Origin of the sequence: Affinundibacterium baiyunense (assembly GCF_018139645.1) — a bacterium.
GTDB lineage: Bacteria > Pseudomonadota > Gammaproteobacteria > Burkholderiales > Burkholderiaceae_D > Undibacterium > Undibacterium baiyunense.
Genome location: NZ_JAGSPM010000010.1, coordinates 49370 through 71939 on the forward strand (window position 1 = coordinate 49370; position 22570 = coordinate 71939).

A 22570-nucleotide genomic window follows, 5' to 3' on the forward strand; every position below is an offset into this window, starting at 1 on the left:
CAACGGCAAACGCCTCAAGGTTCTTACCTGATTAGTTTTCAATGGCTTACCGAATCAATTACCGTGAATTTGAATCACAAGTTAGTATAGTCAAGTTTCCACAAGGAAAATTTTTTTTAACAAAGTTTGACGATGTTTTTCTTATGACATTTACTGAATGACTATCCAATGATTCGGCTGATCCAAAACTTATTTAAATCACAAATCAGGTAAAATCCTGCTTTCAGAATTCCTCAAAACCACTCAGCCAATGCACCAATTTGATCATCTGAAAGCGCAGGAATTTGCATTTCTGTATGCACTCGCGCTACTTGACTCGCCGCTCAGCCAAAATGTCATGCTGGAATTATTATTGCAGCGGCGCGAATCTTTTGGAAAAGCGGGTGAAGTACCGGGAGTGATCGCGGTGCGCGATCAATTGGCCGTGCTACATGAAAAGCAATTAGTCTCGCCTGTAAGCGGTAAAGGCTATGTGCTGAATGAAGGCTTGCAGATGCCGTTGATTGCACATCTATTGGAATACAGCGACATCCATGCTTGGATTAGTAGCATTCGCGTGATTCTCAGTAAGCGGGAAGAATACAAACATTGGAAGGTGCAAAACGCGGCTTTTTGTCGACGTGAATTATTCTTTTCCTGTTTGATTAATGAAATCGATGGAATCGCTTATTGGCGCAATGAATTTTTCGAAGCACGCACCGGTGACAAAACTGTACTAGCTGAGCAACTGTTTAAGACCAATGCAGGTCAACTGATCTTTAATCAATTCTCCGCGTTCAGTAAAGGTATTTTGCTGTCTGATTTGTTTTACCAAAACAATTGGACTGCCGGTGACATCCAAGCTGCTTATCAATATGCACTAGAAAATTTAGCGCAGTTGGGTGAAGGTATTCCACTAGTCCTGGAGCAATTAATCTGGCAAACACTGCTGCGTGCCGATTTCGCTACATTGAAAAAATTAACAGCGTACTGCTTGGATGAGCATCAAAGCACACATGCATTCGCGGTCGCAATCAGCCGTGGCAACTATGCGTTAGCTTTAGAACAGATCGAAGCGATCACCAAAATCATCAAGAAAAACACAGGTAAGCGCAAAGTTCATTTGGGTGACCTGCTTGGTCTGTTATACACGGTTTGCTTATTCGCGGTCGATAGCACAGACAATCGCAAAAAGCTGAAAGAGCAAGTTGATGATGGCATCAAACAAAACGATGCTTTCACCTACTATCTATTAGAATCACTCACTAACCATATCGCCAAAGGAACACCGCTCACGAGCAAGCGCTTTGTCTTGCAACGTGAACTTGGGGTTGAAACTTTATTCGAATGTTTAGCTTTGTTTTGGGAAAGCGAACCGATCAGAGAGGATGCACATCAACGATTGCGTGCTGCGTATCAACGCTATGCTACTCATGGTTACCAGTGGTTAGCCGCAGAAGCTGATGCTTTATTAGCCAAACACTATGGCGATGCGCCGCAGATGGCGGATTGGCATGCGCAGCACCAACTACCACCGCTGTATAGCTGCTTCCAACGCGAAGAATCTTGGCAACGTGCACTGACTGCCTTAAGTCAATTAAATCTGACTACGAACAACGACAATCACAAAGCCCCTACCGAAACGCGCTTAGTCTGGCAGCTAAGCGTATTGCGTGATCACGCAATAATCGAACCGCGCGAACAAAAAGTCAGTGCCAAAGGTGTGTGGAGTAAGGGCCGACCAATTGCGCTCAAGCGTCTAGTGCAGGAGCAAGAAGGCCTGACTTATCTTAGCGAACAAGATAAGCAAGTGATCGACTGCGTACGCAAGACTTTGGATGGCTACTACGGTCACGCCGAATATGCTCTCGACATCGACAAAGCCTTGCCTTTGCTGATCAATCATCCACAAGTATATTGGAGCGATGCACCGGATATTCGTGTCGATATCGTCAAAGGCGAGCTGACTCTTTTTCTCAAAGAAAAGAACGATCACATTAGCTTGCAATTAGAACCGCCAATCACGGCTCAACAAGCTTACGTCGCGCGCAAAGAAACACCAACGCGCTTGGCGATTTATAGCTCTAGTCCCGAGATCAAACAAATTGCGAGCATCCTCGGTTCTGGACTGACGGTGCCAAGCGCAGCCAAATCGCAATTGGTTGATGTGATCGCGGCGATTGCACCACATCTAGCGATTCATTCTGATCTGCCAGAATTAGCGCAGCACATTCATACGGTGGCTGCCGATGCCACTTTGTATGCGCACTTACTACCGCTCAAAGAAGGTCTACGTTTGCAATTATTAGTGCGTCCCTTAGCGCAGGGTGCATGGTTGATGCCAGCAAAAGGTGCTAGCAATGTACTGGGCGAAATTGATGGAAAAACGGTACAGGCAAGCCGTGATTTGGCCGCAGAAAATACCGCCTTACAAAACATCCTCGCTAGCTGTCCTGCTTTTGCAGAAGCAGATAGCGTAGAAGAAAGCAATCGCGAATGGCAATGGCAAACGCCGGAGCAATGTCTGGAATTATTAAGCCAACTCAAAGCAATTCCCGAACAGCAATTGCAATTGGTATGGCCTGAAGGTGAGCGCTTCCGTCTACAAGGACAACGCTCGCTTGGCAATATGCGCTTGAGCATTAAGAAGCAGGGCGAATGGTTTGTCGCAGGTGGTGAAGTCACCCTCGATGATGGCCGTGTGCTGGCGCTGCGAGAATTGATGCAAATGGCAGAAACAACTAAGGGACGTTTCTTAAAAATCGGTGAACATGACTTTATCGCCTTAACCGAAAGCTTCCGTAAACGCTTGGATGAATTACGCCACTTCGCAGAACTGAGTGGAAAAGATGGCATACGCATCAATTCTTTAGCGGCTCCTGCGCTGGCAGAACTAGCCGATGAAGTTGGCGAACTCAAAGTCGATAAAGCTTGGCGTGAGCAAGTCGAAAAACTTGATGCCCTCGCCAACTTTACGCCACAAGTGCCATCCACATTGCAAGCACAATTACGCGACTATCAATTAGAAGGTTTCCAATGGTTAGCTAGGCTGGCCAAATGGGGTGTTGGCGCGTGCTTGGCGGATGATATGGGTTTAGGTAAGACAGTACAAACGCTAGCACTGTTAATCGATCGCGCACCAAATGGCCCGGCTTTAGTGGTCGCGCCGATTTCGGTTGCGATGAATTGGCAAAGCGAAGTGGCACGCTTTGCGCCCACACTGAAAATTCGCGCTTATCAACAAGAACGCTCACTACAAGATTTGGGCGCTTTTGATATCGTGATTGCTAGTTACGGCATGCTACAACAAGATGCAGCAAGCTTTGCAGCACAGCATTGGCACAGCATTGTGCTAGACGAAGCACAAGTCATTAAGAATGCCGCGACCAAACGCAGCCAAGCTGCCATGGCCTTGAGCGCAGATTTCAAGATGATTGCTAGCGGAACACCGGTAGAAAATCATTTAGGTGAATTGTGGAATCTGTTCCGCTTCATCAATCCAGGCTTATTAGGATCGAAAGAACACTTCATCGATAAATTTAGCGCCCCGATCGAACGCGGCGACAAAGCGGCGCGCGCCCATTTGAAAAAACTAATTCAAGCATTTATCTTACGTCGTACTAAGACACAAGTCTTAAGCGAACTGCCACCACGCACAGAAATCAATCTGCAAGTTGAACTCAACGACGAAGAACGCCATCTGTATGAGGCATTAAGGCAAGAAGCAATCGATAAAATCGCACAGATTGATCCGACTTCAGGTCAATCGATGCAAGTACTGGCTGAAATTACCAAGCTACGCCGCTTCTGCTGCCACCCAAAGCTAGTAATGAAAAACGCCAACATCAGTGGCAGCAAACTCGCGGTCTTGCAACATACCGTTGAAGAATTACTCGACAATCGCCACAAGGCTTTGGTGTTTAGCCAATTCGTCGATCATCTAGCATTAGTTCGTGATTGGCTAGATCAACAAGGGATCACCTATCAATATCTAGACGGTAGCACACCAGCACAAGAACGTAAAAAACGTGTTGATGCATTTCAAGCAGGTCACGGCGATATCTTCTTAATCAGCTTAAAAGCTGGCGGCACTGGTCTCAATCTAACTGCTGCTGATTACGTGATTCACCTTGACCCATGGTGGAACCCTGCAGTAGAAGACCAAGCCTCAGACCGTGCGCACCGCATGGGACAACAACGCCCAGTCACGATTTATCGATTGGTAACGCAAGACACGATAGAAGAAAAAATCCTCGCACTACATGCCGAAAAACGTGATCTTGCGGACAGTTTATTAGATGGTGGCGATGCTGCTGCGCGTATGGATACTGCGGCGTTGTTACGTTTACTGAAGGAAAGCGCGTAAGCTTAAACGCATTATGCCCAATCTTGTAAATGCTCGAAAAACACTTTCGCGATTGGAGATAATCGTTTGCCTTTAGGATAGATAATCCACCAGTTAGAATGAATCGGAAAATTGTCGACCTTTAAAATTTGCAAACCTTCTGATGCGAGATTTTGACTTAATGCATGTTTGGAAATAATAGCGAGACCTAGACCGCCTGCGACTGCTTGTTTGATGGCCTCGTTACTGCCAAGCTCTAAACGTACTTTGGGTTGAAACTGATGTTCTGCGAAATAGGCGTTACACGCTAATCGCGTGCCTGAACCCGCTTCACGCAAGACAAATAATTCATCGATTAACTCCTTGCGTTTAATACGCTTTTTTGCACCGAGCGGATGATCGATAGGCGCGATTACTACTAGCGGATTTTCTAAAAATCGATGCTGCTCTAAATCTAAATCAGCAGGTGGAATCGACATGATGTATAGGTCATCCGCATTCGACTTTAAACGATTGACGACACCGTCACGATTTAAGACTTCGAATGCAATATCAATATTCGGAAACTGTTTATAAAAATTCCCCAACATACGTGGCACAAAATACTTTGCGGTACTAGCAATTGCTACGCGTAAGCGCCCTTCTGTGTGTCCTTTCATTGCGCTAATAGTCTGCTGCAAATAATCAAACTCGTCACGAATCATGCGCGCTGATTGCGCTACCGCTTCTCCCGCTGCTGTCAAAAAAACCTGTTTACCAATCACTTCGTACAAAGGCAAACCGACTTCATCCGACATCGCTTTCAGTTGCATTGATACCGTCGGTTGCGTGATGTAGCAAGCATCGGCCGCTGCGGTAATACTGCGATGGTCGGCTACCGCGAGTAAAAGCTTTAATTGGCGAAAACTAATATTCATAGATTGTTATCGATGATTTACATAATCATTATTGATTTTACTCTATAGCAAGCAATCACTACAATGCCGCCCTATTGCGCTCCGTACGCGCACCACACTAGGATCTTTTGTTTATGATGACGTTTAGCGACCCGGCCATTCTCTTTTTCTTATTCGGTCTATTGGCTGGATTTTTCAAATCCAATCTAGAAATTCCACAACAAATTTCACGCTTTTTATCGCTCTATTTATTGATGGCACTTGGCTTAAAAGGCGGATTTGCCCTTGAAAAAACCGGTTTTACCAGCGAAGTATTGATCAGCTTGGCTTGCGCAGTCAGCTTAGCGATCATCGTCCCTTTACTCGCGTTTCAATTGCTAAAACGCTTTATTACGCATTTCGATGCTGCGGCATTAGCAGCAACTTATGGCTCAGTCAGCGCGGTGACATTTATCACTGCAACGCAGATACTCGATCATCAATCGATCACGTATGGTGGACATATGGCAGCAGCGATGGCGCTGATGGAATCGCCCGCCATCATCATTGCGATTTTTATTGCGAATCGCGTACGTAGTCAGCAAGCCCATGCAAACCCAGCCAAGCAAGGCACGCCACCTTCGCTCTCGGCAAAAAAATTACTCCATGAATCTTTTACCGATGGCGCTCAATTACTTTTGCTAGGCTCACTCATAATCGGCATGATCAGTGGCGAAGCTGGACAAAATATGATGCGACCTTTCTCGGTCGATTTATTTAAGGGCTTACTCGCATTCTTCTTACTCGATATGGGTCTGTTAGCTGCACGCAATGTGCCAGGCCTAAAAAAACAATCGCCACTGGTATTTGCGTTCGGTGTCATCGCACCCCTTTGTCATGCAGGCTTGGCGCTCGGTATGGGCGTGATTTTCCAGCTTTCGTTGGGGAATACGGTGTTGTTGATGGTACTTGCATCGAGTGCTTCCTATATCGCTGTACCGGCCGTGGTGCGCTATGCGATTCCTGAGGCGAATCCTTCTTTATACATCGGGATGTCGCTCGCCCTTACTTTCCCATTAAATTTATTGTTTGGAATTCCCTTGTACTTACAAGTCGCGCAGCGGGTACTTACTTGAAACCTCGCTCAGGTAGTATGTAATTTCAAGTGCGTGAAATCTTGTCCATAACGATCATCACAAAATTGCATATACGTAGACAGGTTTTGTGATGAGGTAAATCGTCATAAAAACTGGTGACATTTGTCACTGGTTTCGTGTTTGTTTGATCTTTACAATGCACTTCAATCGCCATTCAGATTAAAAAACAAACACAAGGACATACAATGAATACGCCAACATTCTGCACTTACCAAATGCAAACAACATCAAGACTCACAAACATGCGCCGCATCTTGTGCAGTAGTGCAATCGTTCTCACCACAGCGCTTAGTATCAATCTTCCCGCGACCGCGCAACAAGGTACACCACTAGACGCCAACAAAAAAGCTAGCGAGACAGCAAGCTCACCAGTCAGTGCGGTAGCACCATTCACCGTCGAAGTAAGCGGCACAGGTAGCCCGATCATTTTGATTCCAGGTCTCGCTTCATCATCCGCGGTTTGGAAAGACACGGTTGCTCATCTTCAATCTAAGTATCAACTGCATGTACTCACTTTAGCGGGCTTCGCTGGCACCAAGGCGTTACCGAACACTGCGATCAGCAAAGGTTTTATCGCGACTCAAGAACAAGCGATTATTGACTATATCGCCGCGCAGAAATTGCAAAAGCCCATCATCATCGGACATTCTTTAGGAGGTTTTCTAGCGCTCTCGCTCGCATCGAATCACTCCGACAAAATAGCAGCAGCGATTAATGTGGACGGCTTACCTGCCTTGGGCGCGATGTATGCAGAAGCGCAAGCGAATATGCAAAAGTCAGGCAATACACCACCGCCACAAAATACTGGTTTTGATCCAATGGCAATGGCAAAAAATATGGCAAACAATGCTGACTGGCACGCACAAATTGCGAAAGACATGATGCGCTCAGATCCGATGACTTCGGGTCGCGCGATGAGTGAACTGGCAAGTAAAGACTTACGTCCAGCATTAAAGAACATTCAAGTGCCAGTACTCAGTTTAGGTGCACTCCAAAATGGCGCACCGTACACACCTGCGGCACAAGTACAAGCGACCTACGAAAAACAATTAGCAAACATTCCTAAAGACTTCAACAACATGGCGTTTGCGCAAGACGCGAAGCATTTTATTATGGCGGATGCGCCACAATGGATGCTACAGAAAATCGACGAGTTTCTTACCAAAGTAAATTAATACGTAGAGAAAAAAACGATCTAAACTATTCTCTTAGCAAGAGTAAGTTCTATACACCAATGATTAGGTAGATTACCTTTAAGATCTAGAGCATAGAAAGTAAAACTTGTCATAAAAAGCTGTAGGCATTGAGACGTAAGTTTCAATGCCTGACCTCAATAAAAGCGCTTTACATAACTTTGCAAGAGAAAGAATTTACTCGCGAAATAAATAAGTAAAATTTCGGCTCACCAACAGCTTTTCATTGTGTCCTTTTATTAACAACTGCATACGTTCGGCATCAACTCTTTCTGCTGCTGCAATCGCTTTGGCATTGACCACGGTAGATCGATGCACTTGCCAAAACTTGTCGCTATCGAGCCCGTCGAGCAAGTCCTTCAATGGTGTCCGCAGCAAGGCTTCATATTCAGCCAACACAACGCGGGTGTATTTGGTATCAGATTGAAAGAACAACACATCATCGACGTCGATTAACTTAATTTGTTTACCCACACTGGCTTTGATCCACTTCATTTTTTCTGGTTTAGCAGAAGCAGTGGCCGCTTGCAGACTCTTCAAGATCGCCTGCAAATCAGTAGGTGTGGCTTGCAATTTCTCTTGTACTCTGTCGAGTGCTTTTCGCAAACGATCTTCTTGTACAGGTTTCAGTACATAATCAATCGCGCCAGCATCAAAAGCTTCGATCGCATATTGATCATACGCGGTGATAAAGATGATATGCGCAGCCTTGCCAATTCGACGCGCGACCTCAATCCCAGACAAGCCGGGCATACGAATATCTAGCAGTACCAAATTCGGTTCGTGCTCAAGAAAGCCGTCCCACGCATCGTTACCATTTTCCGCAACCATGACAATCTCTGCTTGCGGCCATAATCGGTTTAATTGCGCTAATAAGCGTTCACGCATTAGAGGTTCATCTTCGGCGATTAAGACTTTTGTTTTCATTGATCACTCTTTATTGATTGGTATAAATTTTTTATTGATGAATCGATTCACGACTCTATTTGATTTAGTTAGTGCTATCAAACCGTGATGTGCTTGCCTCCACGACCAGCAAAACAGGTCAAGCCAAGGGTATCGTAACTTCAGCAATCACCCCACCTTGTTCCGCTTCTGCAATCGACAGTGTCGCGTGTGTGCCGTATTGCAAACGTAGACGATCACGTACATTTCGCAATCCTATTCCTGGGTTAGGTTTATCACTCAATCCAACTCCGCTATCTTGTACTGTGATCAGCAAATCCGTACCTAATTTTTCAGCAACGATTTGGATATCGCCGCCACGTAAAGATGGCTCGATACCGTGCTTAATGGCGTTTTCAGCTAAGGTCAGCAGTAACATACTTGGTACAGGAATCGATGCCAACTCGGGCGGCAGTTGTAATTCAAAATTCAACCGTGACCCCAATCTCGCTTTCATCACTTCGAGATAGGCTTGGATTAAGCGAAACTCTTCTGCTAGGCTGATTTGCTCGGCGCGCATTTCACTCATACTGGCTCGCAAAAAGACAATCAAATTCGCAGTCAGCTCCGCCGCCTTTGGTGCTCCTTGCTCAGCGAGTTGTTGCACGGCCCCTAGTGTATTAAATAAAAAATGTGGCTCGATTTGCGCTCGTAGCAAACGCAACTGTGACTCACTTTCTTGTCGTGCGCTTTTTTCGCGTTCTGCATCAAGCGCCAATTGCGCGGCTTTGGTTTCGTAGCCTTGATTGCGCCAACCTGCGACAATACCAATCATCAGCACATACAATGCACCAGCGATACCAGCGACCACCAATACAATCGGACCGTCTTTCCAAATTGTTGCCCAAATATCTTTTCCCTGGATCACCGCACTTAATGAAGTAAATCCAAAAAAACCAAACAGCACGCCAAGAAAAGCACTCACAGAAAAATGAAAATGCCGTCGCGAGATTTGACGATAATTGAACCAAATGCCAACCAAGGCAAACACTAACATCCATCCTAATAAATTCATCACCAACACAGCAGGCAGCCAGTGCAACTTTTGTTTAAACGAATACAGCACCAAGCCTAGAGCAGAAAACAAAATCGTTAACTTTGCTATCGCCCACCATAGCTTTGCGCCTTGGTACTCAAGACAAAATTGGTACAACTGATCGCGCTCGATTGGCGATAAATTTGCAGCTTGCTTCGCAATTTTTTTGCGCCAAGGAATCGTCACAGTCTCTGCGGATTCTGGCTCACGCAAGACATTCAATAATTCATCGTTCCAATTTGCATACCAATTAATTACGCTCTGCCACATAGTTTTTCCTCATTCAACATCAGTGATAGCTTACTGTAGATCGACTGCTCGTGTAATACGAGCGAATTGAGATCAATCACGATTTTCTGCGGCTCAAATACGAAATATTCAATCTGGCGACTTACACTTCGACAAACTGCTTGCGCTATTACAAATAAAACGACACTTTTCATTAAACGATGTCAATCGACTCTGGACTTCGCCTATCATATAAATACTTGGCATCATCAAAGGAAACTATATGGCTATCCCAAAACCTGTCTCTACCGTTAGCACGCAGCGCTATCACGCGCTTAGCATAGGCTTGCATTGGCTGATGCTATTTTTAGTAATTGCAGTCTACGCCAGCATCGAATTAAGAGAACTCTTTCCTAAAGGAACAGATGCGCGCAAAGCGATGAAAATGTGGCACTTTATGTTGGGCTTATCGGTACTCGCTTTTGCCGTGTTGCGTTTAATAGTCCGTTTGCGTAATCCGACTCCAGCGATCATTCCAGCGCCACCAGCTTGGCAAGAAATGCTAGCGAAAGTCATGCACATCGCCTTGTATGCATTAATGCTTGGTATGCCGCTTGCTGGTTGGTTAATCTTAAGCGCAGAAGCTCAGCCAATTCCATTCTTTGGCCTCGAACTTCCAGCCTTAATCGGTCCCGATAAGGCACTTGCAAAAAGTATCGAAGAAGTACACGAAACCGTCGGCTTAGTTGGCTACTACCTGATTGGCTTGCACGCCTTAGCAGGTCTGTATCATCACTATATGGTGAAGGACAATACCTTAAAACGGATGTTGCCTTAGCGCCTGATCAGGGTATTTACTGTTCATGAACGCTGGAGAATAATCCTAAGACAGCATCAGCAAAAAAACTTTAAAAAGAAACAGCGCCGCATCAAGACGGCGCTGTTTCTCTTTATTAACTTGCTTTGGTGTGATTACCAAAGCACCGACTTAAGCACCGACTCAAGCACCTACTTAAATACCTAATACTAAGCGGCATATAAATATCGAGCACTCTCTACGTCACTACTTCGCTACTAAGTTTCTCTTCAAAAAACTCGTCAACTTTTTAATGAAATCAGCATCAAGCACCAAGTTCGGGTCGCTATACGAAGCAATCTGTTGGGCGTTATCAGCAGGTACGGTTTTCATAATATGATTCATTCCTTTGATCACATGTAACTCCGCTTTGGGCTGTGCTTGCGCTAATTGTACGGCCTGACTCACGCCTACTTGAATATCTGTATCACCTTGAAAAATCGCGATAGGCATCGCTAGCTTTTTAATCGCATCAGCTGGCACGATAGGGAACCACGACATCAAATAACCTTGTACGCTAGGGCGATACAAGGCTAACAATGGAGCAGGAACATCTTTCACGAATTCAGATTTCTCCATGCTGGTGAGAATAGACTCATTGAGCTTTGCCAAATCGGGGGGCAATTTGTTTGCCAATTGCGCACGCAATATTTTTGATGCGGATTGTGCTGGCCCTGCAACTGATACATAGGCTTGCACCGATTCATTTTGCAAGGCCATGATACCTAAAGTCGATCCTTCACTATGGCCTAGTACCGCCACACCGCTAAAACGCGGGTCTTTATTCAGTAACTGAATCCAACTTTGCACATCCGTGACATAGGTTTGAAAGCGTAAATCTTCTTCGGCTTTGCCCGCAGCAAAACTTTCACCTATGCCGCGTTTATCAAAACGAACTGAGGCGAAACCAGCGATTGCTAACTCTTCCGCAAGCATTTTTAAATTATTGTTTTTTCCTGGTAAAGCCGGACTATTCCCATCGCGATCAGTTGGTCCAGAGCCAGCGACAATTAACACCACTGGCGGCTTGGTCTTATGTCCCGGAACCAATAAGCTACCATACAGTGTGTTGACGCCCTCGCCCACCGTTATCGTTGTTTGCAAAAATTCTGCTCGCGCTGGAATCAAGAGCAACAACAAAGTGCCGAACAAAATCTGTCTTGCAATGGTGAATAACTGCATACACGACTCCACATTTAATGAGGTACTGCACAGACAACGCAGCACCAGAAGATTTATGGTTGATCAGTTTAATGATCTACAAGCATTCAAATTAATTTATGCGACGCATCAAACTGAGGAAATACAGTCGCATCAGATTTAGCATCGTACTAATTTTAATGGAAAAAGAATCGCAATTGCCGTGGCTTGGTGTGATTTACTGCTAAGGAAGCATCAGCAGTGTTTGCAATGTCATTATCGAGCAACAATTGGCGTCGACGAAAACAAGCATAATTCAAAAACGGTGAGATAAGGCATCGTCGCAAACACAGAATTTCCTACAACGAATTTATGCCGCAATGCTTTTCCAAGTTGCTAAGCCGCGCGCAATTCGCTCTACCGCTTGCTGCAAACGTGAAAGGTCTTGTGTATAAGCAAAGCGTACATGTTGCTGCGCTTGGTGATATCCAAAATCAAGTCCTGGCGTAAAAGCGAGATATTCAGTCTCTAAAAAATGCTGACAGAACGTGTAAGCATCACCACCAAATGCACTGATGTCGGCGTATAAATAAAATGCGCCTTCAGGCTCAACGGCAATCTTAAATCCTAATTGGCGTAGCGCCGGTAATAGAAAATCTCGCCGACTTGCAAATGCACGCCGGCGTTCTTCGAAAATCTCAATACTTGCTGGCTCAAAGCAAGCAAGTGCGGCATATTGCGCAATGCTTGAAGCACTGATGTATAAATTTTGCGCTAATTTTTCTAGTTCAGAGACGGCAGCATCCGGTGCAACCAGCCAGCCTAAGCGCCAACCTGTCATGCCAAAATACTTAGAAAAACTATTGAGAACAAAAGCATCATCATTCACTTCCAATACACTACTTGCCTCAACGCCGTAGGTCAAACCATGATAAATCTCATCCACAACCATGTGTCCTGCTTGTGCATGTATCGCCTGCGATAAGGCCAGCAACTCCTGCTTGCTCAGCAATGTGCCTGTTGGGTTGGCAGGTGACGCCAATAGTGCGCCCACCGTCTGCTCTTGCCAGTGTGCTTGAATTAATTCTGGCGTCAATTGATAACGCATTTCTGGCCCAACAGGAACCAAGGCGGCAGAGGCTTCAATCAAACGCAAGAAGTGGCGATTACAAGGATAACCAGGGTCTGCCATCAACCAATGTTTGCCCGGATCGACCAATAAACTCGAGGTCAATAACAAAGCACCCGAACCACCCGGCGTAATTAAGATGCGACGCTGGTCGATCTGTAATCCATAACGTTGTTGATAAAAACCACTAATTGCTTCACGTAGTTGCGGCAATCCGCGTGCGGCTGTGTACTTCGTGCGACCTGCTGCCAAAGCGGCTTGCCCCGCCTGAATAATCGGCGCGGCAGTCGTAAAATCGGGCTCGCCAATTTCAAGATGAATAACATCATGCCCACTCGCTTGTAATTCATTGGCACGTGCCAGCAATGCCATCACATGAAATGGTTCAATGGCCCGACTACGAGCACTGTAAGCACTTTTGTTATTTGTCATACGAGGTGGACTAATTGGTAAGAAGTGCTAGTGTAATCAGCTTAGCGCAAGTTGGGAAATACAAACCAGCAATGTCGCTATCAAATCAAGTGATAGCCGAAATGCTAAGGAGCGAATTAAGTAGGACTTACACAAAACAGACGCTAGCGTCGTTGGTTCGCCTCGCCGTACAACCGTACTGTCTTCGGCTTCCCGCCTAGCCAGCGCAATTTTGCGTAAGTCCTATTAAGGAACGAATTGCAGCGTCCTTAGCACCGTCAACGCATCATCATAAGCATATTGCGCAATATGCTGTTCAACTCGCGCGACCATGTTGGGGTCTAAGATCTGACAGAAATAGGCACGATTTTCTTCAAAATATTGTGGACAATCGCCACTAAATTCACTCAACAACTGCGCTAAGTGCGCTAGCCTTTGACGAACTTGTCTATCGTCGATTTCTGTGGTCACAGAATCGAGATTGACACTTCTCGAACTAGGTAAATTAGAGGGAAGCTGTTGTCTTAACTCTGTGAGCAGGAGTTGAAGAGAAGTCGCTAGTTGCTCGCACAAAGTCTGATAACGAGTTCTTGCAGTCGGATCTTGCTTTGCTAACTGTAGCGTGATTTCCAACTGTAGTGCATCTGCTTGCACTTGCTTCGCCCCGATACTGCCAGCGAGTCCTTTGAGCGTATGAACCAACAATAAAGCATGTTCATCATTATTGCTTTGTAAGGCTCGCTGCAATTGCTCTGTGGTGGCAGCTTGACCTTCTAAAAAGCGACGCAGTACTTTCAAATAAAGATCGTGCTTACCCATCATCAAACTGAGTCCTAACGCACTATCGACTTGTGTCAAACGATTGAAATCAACTTGATCAATATTATCTGGCAGCGGTGCATAGGCCTCACGCTCTTCTTGAATAGCGAGTGCGGTTGATGCATTCTGATTGGATAAAAAATCAGTCGACGTTGGACAAATTTTATGCGCAAGCCAGCGCGCCAAGCTCGAAAATAAAGCATCTGGTTGCACAGGCTTAGCAAGAAAATCTTGCATGCCTTCATCCAAGCACCGCTGCCTTACATCTGCCATCGCATGCGCTGTCATTGCAATAATTGGTGATGGATAGAATTGCTGCTGACTACGAATATGCTGAGTCGCTTGATGCCCATCCATCCCCGGCATTTCCAAATCCATCAAAATTAAATCGTAATAATTGGGTCCAACTTGTTCTAACCGCGCAAGCGCTTCATGACCGCTGGATGCCACTTCTACTTTAATTCCTACCGTTTCGAGCAGTTCAACAGCAATTTGCTGGTTGATTTCATTATCTTCCACCAACAAGATTAAAGCATCAGCGTAGCGATGTTGAATCTGTGAACCAGCACCACTGTTTGAAACCACATTGTTTGGATGGCTCAATTCAAACGGCAGACTAAATTCAAAACAAGAGCCGACCCCAAACTCACTTTGCACTTGAATTTGCCCGCCTAGCAAAGTAACTAACTGATGCGAGATCGACAAACCCAGACCGGTACCGCCAAACTTACGACTGGTAGAACTATCTGCTTGTGAAAACGCGGAAAACAAGCGCCCTACTTGTTCTTCGGTCATACCAATGCCACTATCCTTGACTGCAAAATTTAGCATCACATGATGACCCGAAATAGCGTGCTCGTTAGTCGACCCAGTAATACGCAAACTAACTTCGCCACGCTCGGTGAACTTAATCGCATTATTGACCAAGTTCACCAACACTTGCCCTAAACGCAAAGCATCGCCAACCAAAAATCTAGGAAGCGCATCAGCCAGTTCAAATTTGAGTAACAGACCTTTTTCATGTGCTTTTTGTGCCGTCACAGTGCTCACATGTTTGACGACCTCGTCCAAAGAAAATGGGCTGAAATCGACATCCATTTTCCCTGCTTCAATTTTTGAGAAATCTAAAATACTATTGATGATTCCCAGCAGAGCATTTCCTGCATCATGAATTTTATTGAGATAGTCACGTTGCTTGGTACTTAAATCGGTACGCAAGGATAAATACGCCAAGCCGATAATTGCATTCATCGGTGTGCGAATCTCATGACTCATATTTGCTAAGAAAGAACTCTTCGCTTGATTTGCTAACTCCGCAACTTCGCGCGCGTGCAATTCGGCCGCAATTTTTTCCGCCAACATTTGCTGATGTGATCGTTGCGCTTCTGCCTGCAAATCCTGATCGAGCAATTCTGCTGTTTGTACGATGGTACGCACTTCATCAGGACGATACTGATTGAAATCTGGTTTACTACCGAGCAATAGCATGCCAGTCAAATTACCGCGATGGGTGAACGGCACCAACAAGGCATTCTCGCCCGCCACACTAGCAATCGACTGCGGCATTTTCGAACGTAGGATGCGCGCCAAGTCGCCACCCAAGGCATACACCTTATCGGGAGCAAGGTCAAAATCTCCAGCAATTTTGCGACAGAAGCCTTCGTGATAAGTATAAATCGCACTACGAGCGCCATTGGTATAGGCGCTAAATGCATTCAGATAGTGCTCAACTAATTGCGCTTGTCCTTTGATATCTTTGGCATTGGCTACCGCAATTTGCAAAGCCTCTTGCTGCGCACGCCATCTTGGATAAAGCCACGTCCGCACCAATTGCTCAGAAAACGCTAACCAAGGCTTATAGAGCGCCAACAGAATCGAACCGCAAACTGCGTCAAATAGCAACGTGGTCCAGCGTGTGGTTAAGGCAAAGTAAGGAGCGATTAATAACTGCATCAAGGCAAAACAAGCAAACAAGCCGAGGATGACCAAGGCATACACACTAAAACGATTTAATGCAAAGCTAAAATCAAACAAGCGATTCTTCAATAAGGCATAACCTAAACCACCGTAAGCAAGAAAAATAATTGAAGAGTTGAATGACTCGACATAAGCAAGCGCGAGTTCTTCGTCGACGATTCGAAATAAATTATGGAACATATAGATCGCATAAATATTTCCCATGCAAAAACCTATCCATGCCAAACGTTGCCGCGTAATGCCACTACTTGCTCGCCACGACACCAATAATGCACCAAGTGAGAAAATCACCGAGGTAATCGCCAAAGCACGACGCCACAAACGCATGTTTAACCACTCGCGTAATTCCCAAGGCAGGATACCTAATTTCAAGAAGATGTAGCAGAAGGTATAGCTCGCAAAGCACAGCATATACACATAGAACAAGAGTCGCACCGAAGCTAGGCGCCAATGTGGTCGGCTTTCTGGAAAGACAAGACAGAAGTAGGTGAAGAAAACGTAACCGACAAAAAGCTCAATCGGGAAAACATATAAAGTTAGAAAATCCTGTAAGTCACCGCTAGGTAAATACGGAATAAAGGTATCAGGAATAATCGCCAACATCGCAATCGCCAATACGCGCATAGGCATACTATTCGCATGGCGCAAGACCAACATACTGATAATAAATAAAGCGATGAAAGTCGTTGCAAATTGCGTTAAAGTAATCGCCAACCAAATCTCGGCATGCCGCAAATTTTTTGGGATAGGTTGCAGTATCAAATGTTGACTAACAGGTTGACTAGCGTATTGGCTAACTTCTGCACCTTGGTGAGCAGACTTAGCTTGAACAGACGCTTGATTGGCTGGGTACCAGCGCAAACCAATACGATCTTCCATCGCCAATAAACGTGACTCATCACCAATCCTGTCAAACACGACATGGTCACCGACTCTCACGCCAGCTTGCCGCAAGGGCGATTCTGGTTTCAAATGTTCTATGGGAAGCCGATAGTAACGATCAGGTGCACCGAAAGTCGCCCCCAACTCAGCCGCAACCTTGGGTCCGGCACTACGCTGCCAGTAGCTACTCGCCCACAGGTCTAATACGCCAAACACCGCGACCAAAGTGAGCATCAATATCTTAAATCGCAGATGAGAAAGGAGCGCTTTTGCCATTCGGTATCGGAATTCAGAGATCAACAGCTTGTGAAAAGTCTGTTAAGAAGAAATTACAGCGAAGCAAAACTTAAATACAAAATTGCTGCGTTTTTATAATCCTCTGATTCTAAAGGTGAAGCGCATGTTTCTAGCCATTTCCACAAAAAAATTGTTTTAAATCATCGTTTTTTTGTTGTATGACTGCCTTTCTCTTGTCATTTTTCGTTCACTCAACTTTGCTAGGTGATTTCAAATGACAAGAAAAAGTTCAAAATGACAAGATTAATTTAACTTGATCAAAAATTTTTACTAACAGTTGCTACCACCGCTGTTTTTCCCAAAAACTTTCCGTTCGCAGGTGAAGCGTAGGCAAGCTTATTTGCATTCGTGCCCATAACAGCCAAGGCGGCGTTGAATATGCCGAGGTCTTTGGTGATACCAACTTTCCAATCGGTGTAAGAAGAAATACTGTTGTGGTTAACTCGTTGATGACCCGCATGCAGATTCATCACCAAGCCATTCTCAATTTCAATATTCGCTCCGATGTCTAGGTAGCCACTGTTTTTGCTATTCGCAAAGCCAAACAAGTTCGTCGTCGAGTGCGAGTATTTCGCATACGCTGGGCCATAGCTGAATTGACCGTACACTTCCGTCGTATTCGCACTCACTGCTAAACCATTGGATGGATAAACGTAAGTTAAAACACCGACGTCATAACTGATATCGCTGGTCAAAGCACCACGTTTTCCTGCATACAAATCGACTTCGACACTACCACCGCCACCTGCATCTTTGGTCCACTTAATGGTCGATGCCCAAGCGCCAGCATAGAAACCAGAAGCATTATTCACATAGTCAGCACCGCCTTGTAAGGCTGGCATTAAACGCGTTTGTGAAATACCACGGTAACGATAGTCTGATGCCAACGCTGCATTGAAACTAAACTCATGCTCCGGCTTTGCGGTTGGAGCAGCATCTTGCGCGTGTGCTACTTGAACGTTAAACATAGTTGCTATAGCAGTGACTAAAAAAACTCTCTTCATCTTACTTCCTTTCAAATTAACGACGATGTCGTACTGGTGAATGTTCTTATTAATTCGCTTATCGACTAGAACAAAAATACTTCAATTAGTAAATGTTGGCGTGCAGAAGCCCTATCGACAAACCAAACGCTTGTCGATGTACATCTTTTTCTAGGATTTTTATATTTACTTAATTAGTGCGGTAGCATCAGACGATATCCCACGGCAGTCTCAGTTAAGAAATACTGGGGCTGAGTTGGATCATCTTCGAGTTTTTGTCTTAGATAACGCATATAGATTCTTAAGTAATGTCCGCTTTCTCCATGAGATGGCCCCCAAACTTCTTTGAGTAACTGCGGATTAGTTACCACACGCCCTGCATTATTCACCAATACATTGAGTAGTCTAAATTCAGTCGGTGTCAAATGGACAACCTGGTCAGCTTTGGTCACTAATCTTGCCTTCATATCGATTTTCACGTCACCAAATTGCACGATGCCGCTCAAGTCGACACCTGGCTGGCGTTGTCGTCGTAAAGTAGCGCGCACGCGTGCTTGCAGTTCGCCAATCCCAAACGGTTTCGTTAGATAATCATCTGCACCGGCATCAAGTGCGCGAATCTTTTCCATCTCACTTACACGTGCCGACAAGACGATGATCGGCACACTAGACCAGCGTCGTACATCTTTAATGAAATCAATGCCGTCACCATCGGGCAAACCCAAGTCGAGTATTACCAAATCGGGCTGCCGAGTGCCTGCATCGATTAGACCACGCTGCAAAGTGCTAGATTCATTCACCTGCCAGCCCTCTTCTTCCAATGCAGTGCGGACAAAGCGACGGATCTGCGGTTCATCTTCCACCAATAGCGCACTCGGTGTACTGATGTTCGGATCTTTTGCTGTTTGACTCATTGCTCTTGCCTTTTAGCATGTGTAATCACGGGCGATCCATTATGGATTGCGTTGATAGCCTCAAAATCCGGCATTTTTGGCGGCATTCCCAATGGTAAGGTAAAAGTGATACAAGCACCGCCATCAGGAGAATTTGCGGCACATATTCGACCATGATGCGCTTCCACAATCGCGCGACAAATTGCTAAACCTAAGCCAACTCCCGGCTTCGACGATTCGCGCTCGCCGCGCGTGAATTTTTCAAAAATCGCTTCTTCTTTGCCATTCGGCAAACCCGGTCCATTATCATAGACCATCACTTGGAGATCACTTTCCAATAAGTTCACGCTTAGTGTGATGCGAGAACCCTCTGACGTGTATTTCGCAGCATTTTCTAACAAATTACACAGCACACGCTCGATCAATACCGCATCAAAATTCACTAGTGGTAAGTCGTTCACCAACAGCGTTTGCACCTGATGCTCTCTCAACTGCGGTGCGCTGATGCGTAGCGCGCTGCCGACTACCTCTTCGAATGGCTGCCACTGTAAATCGAGCTTCACTTCACCACTTTGTATGCGTGCCATATCGAGCAAATTCGCGACCAGCGCACTCATACGTAATGCTTCCGCATGCAGGGCTTGCGTCATCGCTTGTTGTTTTTGGCTAAGCTCGGGCTTTGATGTAGTCAAGGCTTCTGAAATGCCAACGATCGAGGTCAGTGGGGTACGTAGGTCATGCGACAATGCTGCCAGTAGGGAATTGCGTAAGCGTTCAGATTCCATATGAAGCAAAGCACCCTGTGCAACCTCGATGTAATGCACGCGCTCTAATGCGATAGCAACTAGGGCTGCAAAAGTATCCAATTGCTGGCGTTGCTCTGGAATCAAAATCCAACTCCGATTTGCGGGAGCGATCGCCAATAAACCGCGCGTCCGCATCGGTGCAACCAAAGGCAAATAAAAATAAGGGCTTGAAGGCAAAGTGTCGGTGCTGATGCCTGCGGCTTCCACTTTATCAAAAGCCCATTGCGCGATACCCATATCTAAGCCAACCGCCGCGGATTCAGGCAATTGTAAGCGCCCTTCTTCATCTGGCAGTAATAAAACAGCTTTTGCCCGAAAGGCATTTTGAATAACCGATTGCGTCGCTTCAATGATTTGTTCGCTTTGCAAAAAGCCAGATAAATCACGCGCAAATTCATACAAAGCAAGTGAACGTGCCTCTCGATGTGAGGCGACCTTGGCTTGATATCGAAGGCCTGCGGTCAAATGTCCTGTAATCATTCCAACCGCAAGCATGACGCCAAACGTCATGACATATTGCAAATCACTTACTGCAAAAGAAAAGCGCGGTGGCACGAGGAAAAAGTCAAATGCCAGCACCCCAACCACCGTGGCCAACACAGAAGGGCCACGTCCAAATCGCACCGCAACTAGAACCACAGTTAACAAGAACAACATCGCGATGTTAACTAAATTAAACACCGCCAATAAAGGCGTCGCAATGATCACGGTAAGAACGCTAGCGAGCCCTGCATAAACATAGCGTAAGACGCGTCGCTTACCTGACTTCGCGCCAGCGATCGCTGTGGGCTTTAACTCTAATGAACGGGACTCCTGATTGCTTTCAAACTGATTCGATTCTCCACCGATCTCAATCAAATCTAAATTGTGAGCACGTGCTGCCAACCGCTGTGCCAAGGTAGTACGCCAGTTGAACACCGCTTTTCGACGACCAATGACAATACGAGAAAAATTGTGTTGATTCGCATAGTCAACGATCGTTTGCACAACATCATTGCCCGTCAATACGGCGGTCTTCGCGCCCAAATCTTGTGCCAGCTTCAAATTCTTTAGAATACGTTCGCGTGCCGGTGCTAGCAATTTTTGTAAGTTAGGAGTTTCAATATAGATGGCCTGCCACTCCGCATTCATCTGTTTCGATAAACGCGCTGCACTACGAACCACATGATCCGCATTCGCTTGTGGCCCAACGCATACCAGCAAGGCTGCGTCGGTCTTCCAAACCGCGCTAATCGATTTTTCTACACGATAGGCTTGGACATCATCTTCCACTCTATCGGCAGTGCGGCGTAAAGCAAGTTCGCGTAGAGCTATTAAATTTCCTTTACGGAAAAAATTCTTAGCAGCGCGTTCGGCTTGCTGCACTTTATAGATTCGTCCTGTCCTTAGGCGTGCTAGCAATTCATCGGCTGGAATATCAACCAACACAACTTCATCGGCTTCGTCAAAGATGGTATCAGGTAAAGTCTCAGCAACACGTATGCCAGTGATGCCACCGACTACGTCATTTAAGCTTTCTAGATGCTGGACATTGACTGTGGTGAACACATCGATGCCAGCATCTAATAATTCTTCCACGTCTTGCCAACGTTTAGGATGTCGTGACCCGGGTGCATTCGAGTGAGCAAGCTCATCCATCAAGATCAAATCGGGTCGACGTTCCAGCGCTGCATCGATATCAAACTCAAATAAAGTTTTGTCACGATAAACAATCGCTTTCAGGGTTAGGACTTCCAATCCATCCAGCAGTGCGGCTGTCTCATCACGTCCGTGGGTTTCGATCACACCGACCAAGACTTCTTCACCACTTTTCAGTAATTTATGTGCTGCAGATAGCATTGCGTAGGTTTTGCCGACTCCAGCGGAGGCGCCAAAATAGATGCGTAATTTGCCGCGTGTTGCACGCCGTTCCTGCGCTTGCACATGCGCGAGCAGGACATCAGGATCGGGGCGTTGGTCGGTGTTTCCCATAACAATATGCGTATGATCAATTGAACTGAATTACTTGGATTGCGGCAGTGCTAGGTTCAACTGCAAAACATTCACACGCGGCTCACCAAATAATCCCATGACAGGCTTCTGCGCGAACTGATCGATTAATGCGCGCACTTGCGCTTCTGTCATTTTACGCTCTCGCGCAACTCTAGAAACTTGATAATACGCAGCAGCCAAACTAATTTCTGGATCTAAACCACTGGCTGAGGCGGTTACCAAGTCCACTGGAATTGCCGCAGTATTGCTAGGATCTGCGGCTTTCAAAGCTTCGACACGCGCTTTCACATTGTCCAACTGTGCCGCGTTAGTCGGGCCCAAATTCGAGCCACTAGAGTTAGTCGCATTGTTCGCCATCGGACCTGTCGCAGATGGACGCCCCCAGAAAAACTGCGGAGAACTAAAGGACTGTCCGATTAAACTAGAGCCGACGACCTTACCATCTTTAACAATCAAGCTACCTTCTGCCTTTTCGTTAAAAACGAGTTTGGCTATACCCGTCATCGCTAGTGGGTAAGCAACCCCTACCACAACGGTAAGTCCGACAAACAGCATCACCGCTGGACGCAAGGTGGACAGAATAGAATTATTTGTACTCATGATGTTTCCTATATATATGCAGATGAA

The 22570-nt window shown here is 45.8% G+C and carries 14 protein-coding genes; 4 read left to right on the forward strand and 10 right to left on the reverse strand.

Annotated elements, in window-relative coordinates:
* Nucleotides 1-250 precede the first annotated feature (250 nt).
* Nucleotides 251-4345 (forward strand): DEAD/DEAH box helicase, encoded by a 4095-nt coding sequence (locus KDM92_RS15180; protein WP_212685289.1) that lies wholly within the window; start codon nt 251-253, stop codon nt 4343-4345.
* Between the two features lie 11 nt (nt 4346-4356).
* On the opposite strand, the gene KDM92_RS15185 is transcribed toward KDM92_RS15180, so the two are convergent.
* Entirely contained in the window at nt 4357-5241 is an 885-nt protein-coding gene (locus tag KDM92_RS15185; protein ID WP_212685290.1) for a LysR family transcriptional regulator, read from the reverse strand.
* A gap of 113 nt (nt 5242-5354) precedes the next feature.
* Here KDM92_RS15185 and KDM92_RS15190 point away from each other — a divergent pair, with 113 nt between their 5' ends.
* Both KDM92_RS15190 and KDM92_RS15195 read left to right on the forward strand, forming a co-directional pair.
* A complete protein-coding gene (locus KDM92_RS15190) occupies nt 5355-6335 on the forward strand; it encodes a sodium-dependent bicarbonate transport family permease (protein WP_212685291.1) in 981 nt (326 codons plus the stop codon).
* 206 nt (nt 6336-6541) lie between these two features.
* Nucleotides 6542-7531: an alpha/beta fold hydrolase gene (locus KDM92_RS15195; protein WP_212685292.1), complete on the forward strand. Its 990-nt coding sequence runs from the start codon at nt 6542-6544 to the stop codon at nt 7529-7531.
* A gap of 195 nt (nt 7532-7726) precedes the next feature.
* Here the strand turns inward: KDM92_RS15195 and KDM92_RS15200 are convergent, their stop codons facing one another.
* A complete protein-coding gene (locus KDM92_RS15200) occupies nt 7727-8476 on the reverse strand; it encodes a LytR/AlgR family response regulator transcription factor (RefSeq protein WP_212685293.1) in 750 nt (249 codons plus the stop codon).
* A gap of 118 nt (nt 8477-8594) precedes the next feature.
* Nucleotides 8595-9800, reverse strand: a complete 1206-nt coding sequence (locus KDM92_RS15205; protein ID WP_212685294.1) for a sensor histidine kinase — start codon at nt 9798-9800, stop codon at nt 8595-8597.
* A 241-nt stretch (nt 9801-10041) separates the two neighbouring features.
* Here KDM92_RS15205 and KDM92_RS15210 point away from each other — a divergent pair, with 241 nt between their 5' ends.
* Nucleotides 10042-10596, forward strand: coding sequence for a cytochrome b (locus KDM92_RS15210; protein ID WP_212685295.1), 555 nt, complete (start codon nt 10042-10044; stop codon nt 10594-10596).
* A 225-nt stretch (nt 10597-10821) separates the two neighbouring features.
* Here KDM92_RS15210 and KDM92_RS15215 read toward each other — a convergent pair whose 3' ends face one another.
* The 7 genes from KDM92_RS15215 to kdpC form a co-directional block, all read right to left on the reverse strand.
* On the reverse strand, nt 10822-11796 hold the full coding sequence (locus KDM92_RS15215) for an alpha/beta hydrolase family protein (RefSeq protein WP_212685296.1): 975 nt from the start codon (nt 11794-11796) through the stop codon (nt 10822-10824).
* A gap of 328 nt (nt 11797-12124) precedes the next feature.
* A complete protein-coding gene (locus KDM92_RS15220; RefSeq protein WP_212685297.1) occupies nt 12125-13315 on the reverse strand; it encodes a pyridoxal phosphate-dependent aminotransferase in 1191 nt (396 codons plus the stop codon).
* Between the two features lie 225 nt (nt 13316-13540).
* Nucleotides 13541-17248, reverse strand: coding sequence for a response regulator (locus KDM92_RS15225; protein ID WP_212685298.1), 3708 nt, complete (start codon nt 17246-17248; stop codon nt 13541-13543).
* Between the two features lie 278 nt (nt 17249-17526).
* Nucleotides 17527-18273 (reverse strand): TorF family putative porin, encoded by a 747-nt coding sequence (locus tag KDM92_RS15230; protein WP_212685299.1) that lies wholly within the window; start codon nt 18271-18273, stop codon nt 17527-17529.
* Nucleotides 18274-18446: 173 nt separating this feature from the next.
* On the reverse strand, nt 18447-19166 hold the full coding sequence (gene kdpE / locus KDM92_RS15235; RefSeq protein WP_212685300.1) for a two-component system response regulator KdpE: 720 nt from the start codon (nt 19164-19166) through the stop codon (nt 18447-18449).
* Entirely contained in the window at nt 19163-21922 is a 2760-nt protein-coding gene (locus KDM92_RS15240; protein WP_212685301.1) for a DUF4118 domain-containing protein, read from the reverse strand. The genes kdpE and KDM92_RS15240 overlap by 4 nt, the downstream gene beginning before the upstream one ends.
* Nucleotides 21923-21952: 30 nt before the next feature.
* Nucleotides 21953-22525: a potassium-transporting ATPase subunit KdpC gene (gene kdpC / locus KDM92_RS15245; protein WP_212685357.1), complete on the reverse strand. Its 573-nt coding sequence runs from the start codon at nt 22523-22525 to the stop codon at nt 21953-21955.
* Nucleotides 22526-22570 lie beyond the last annotated feature (45 nt).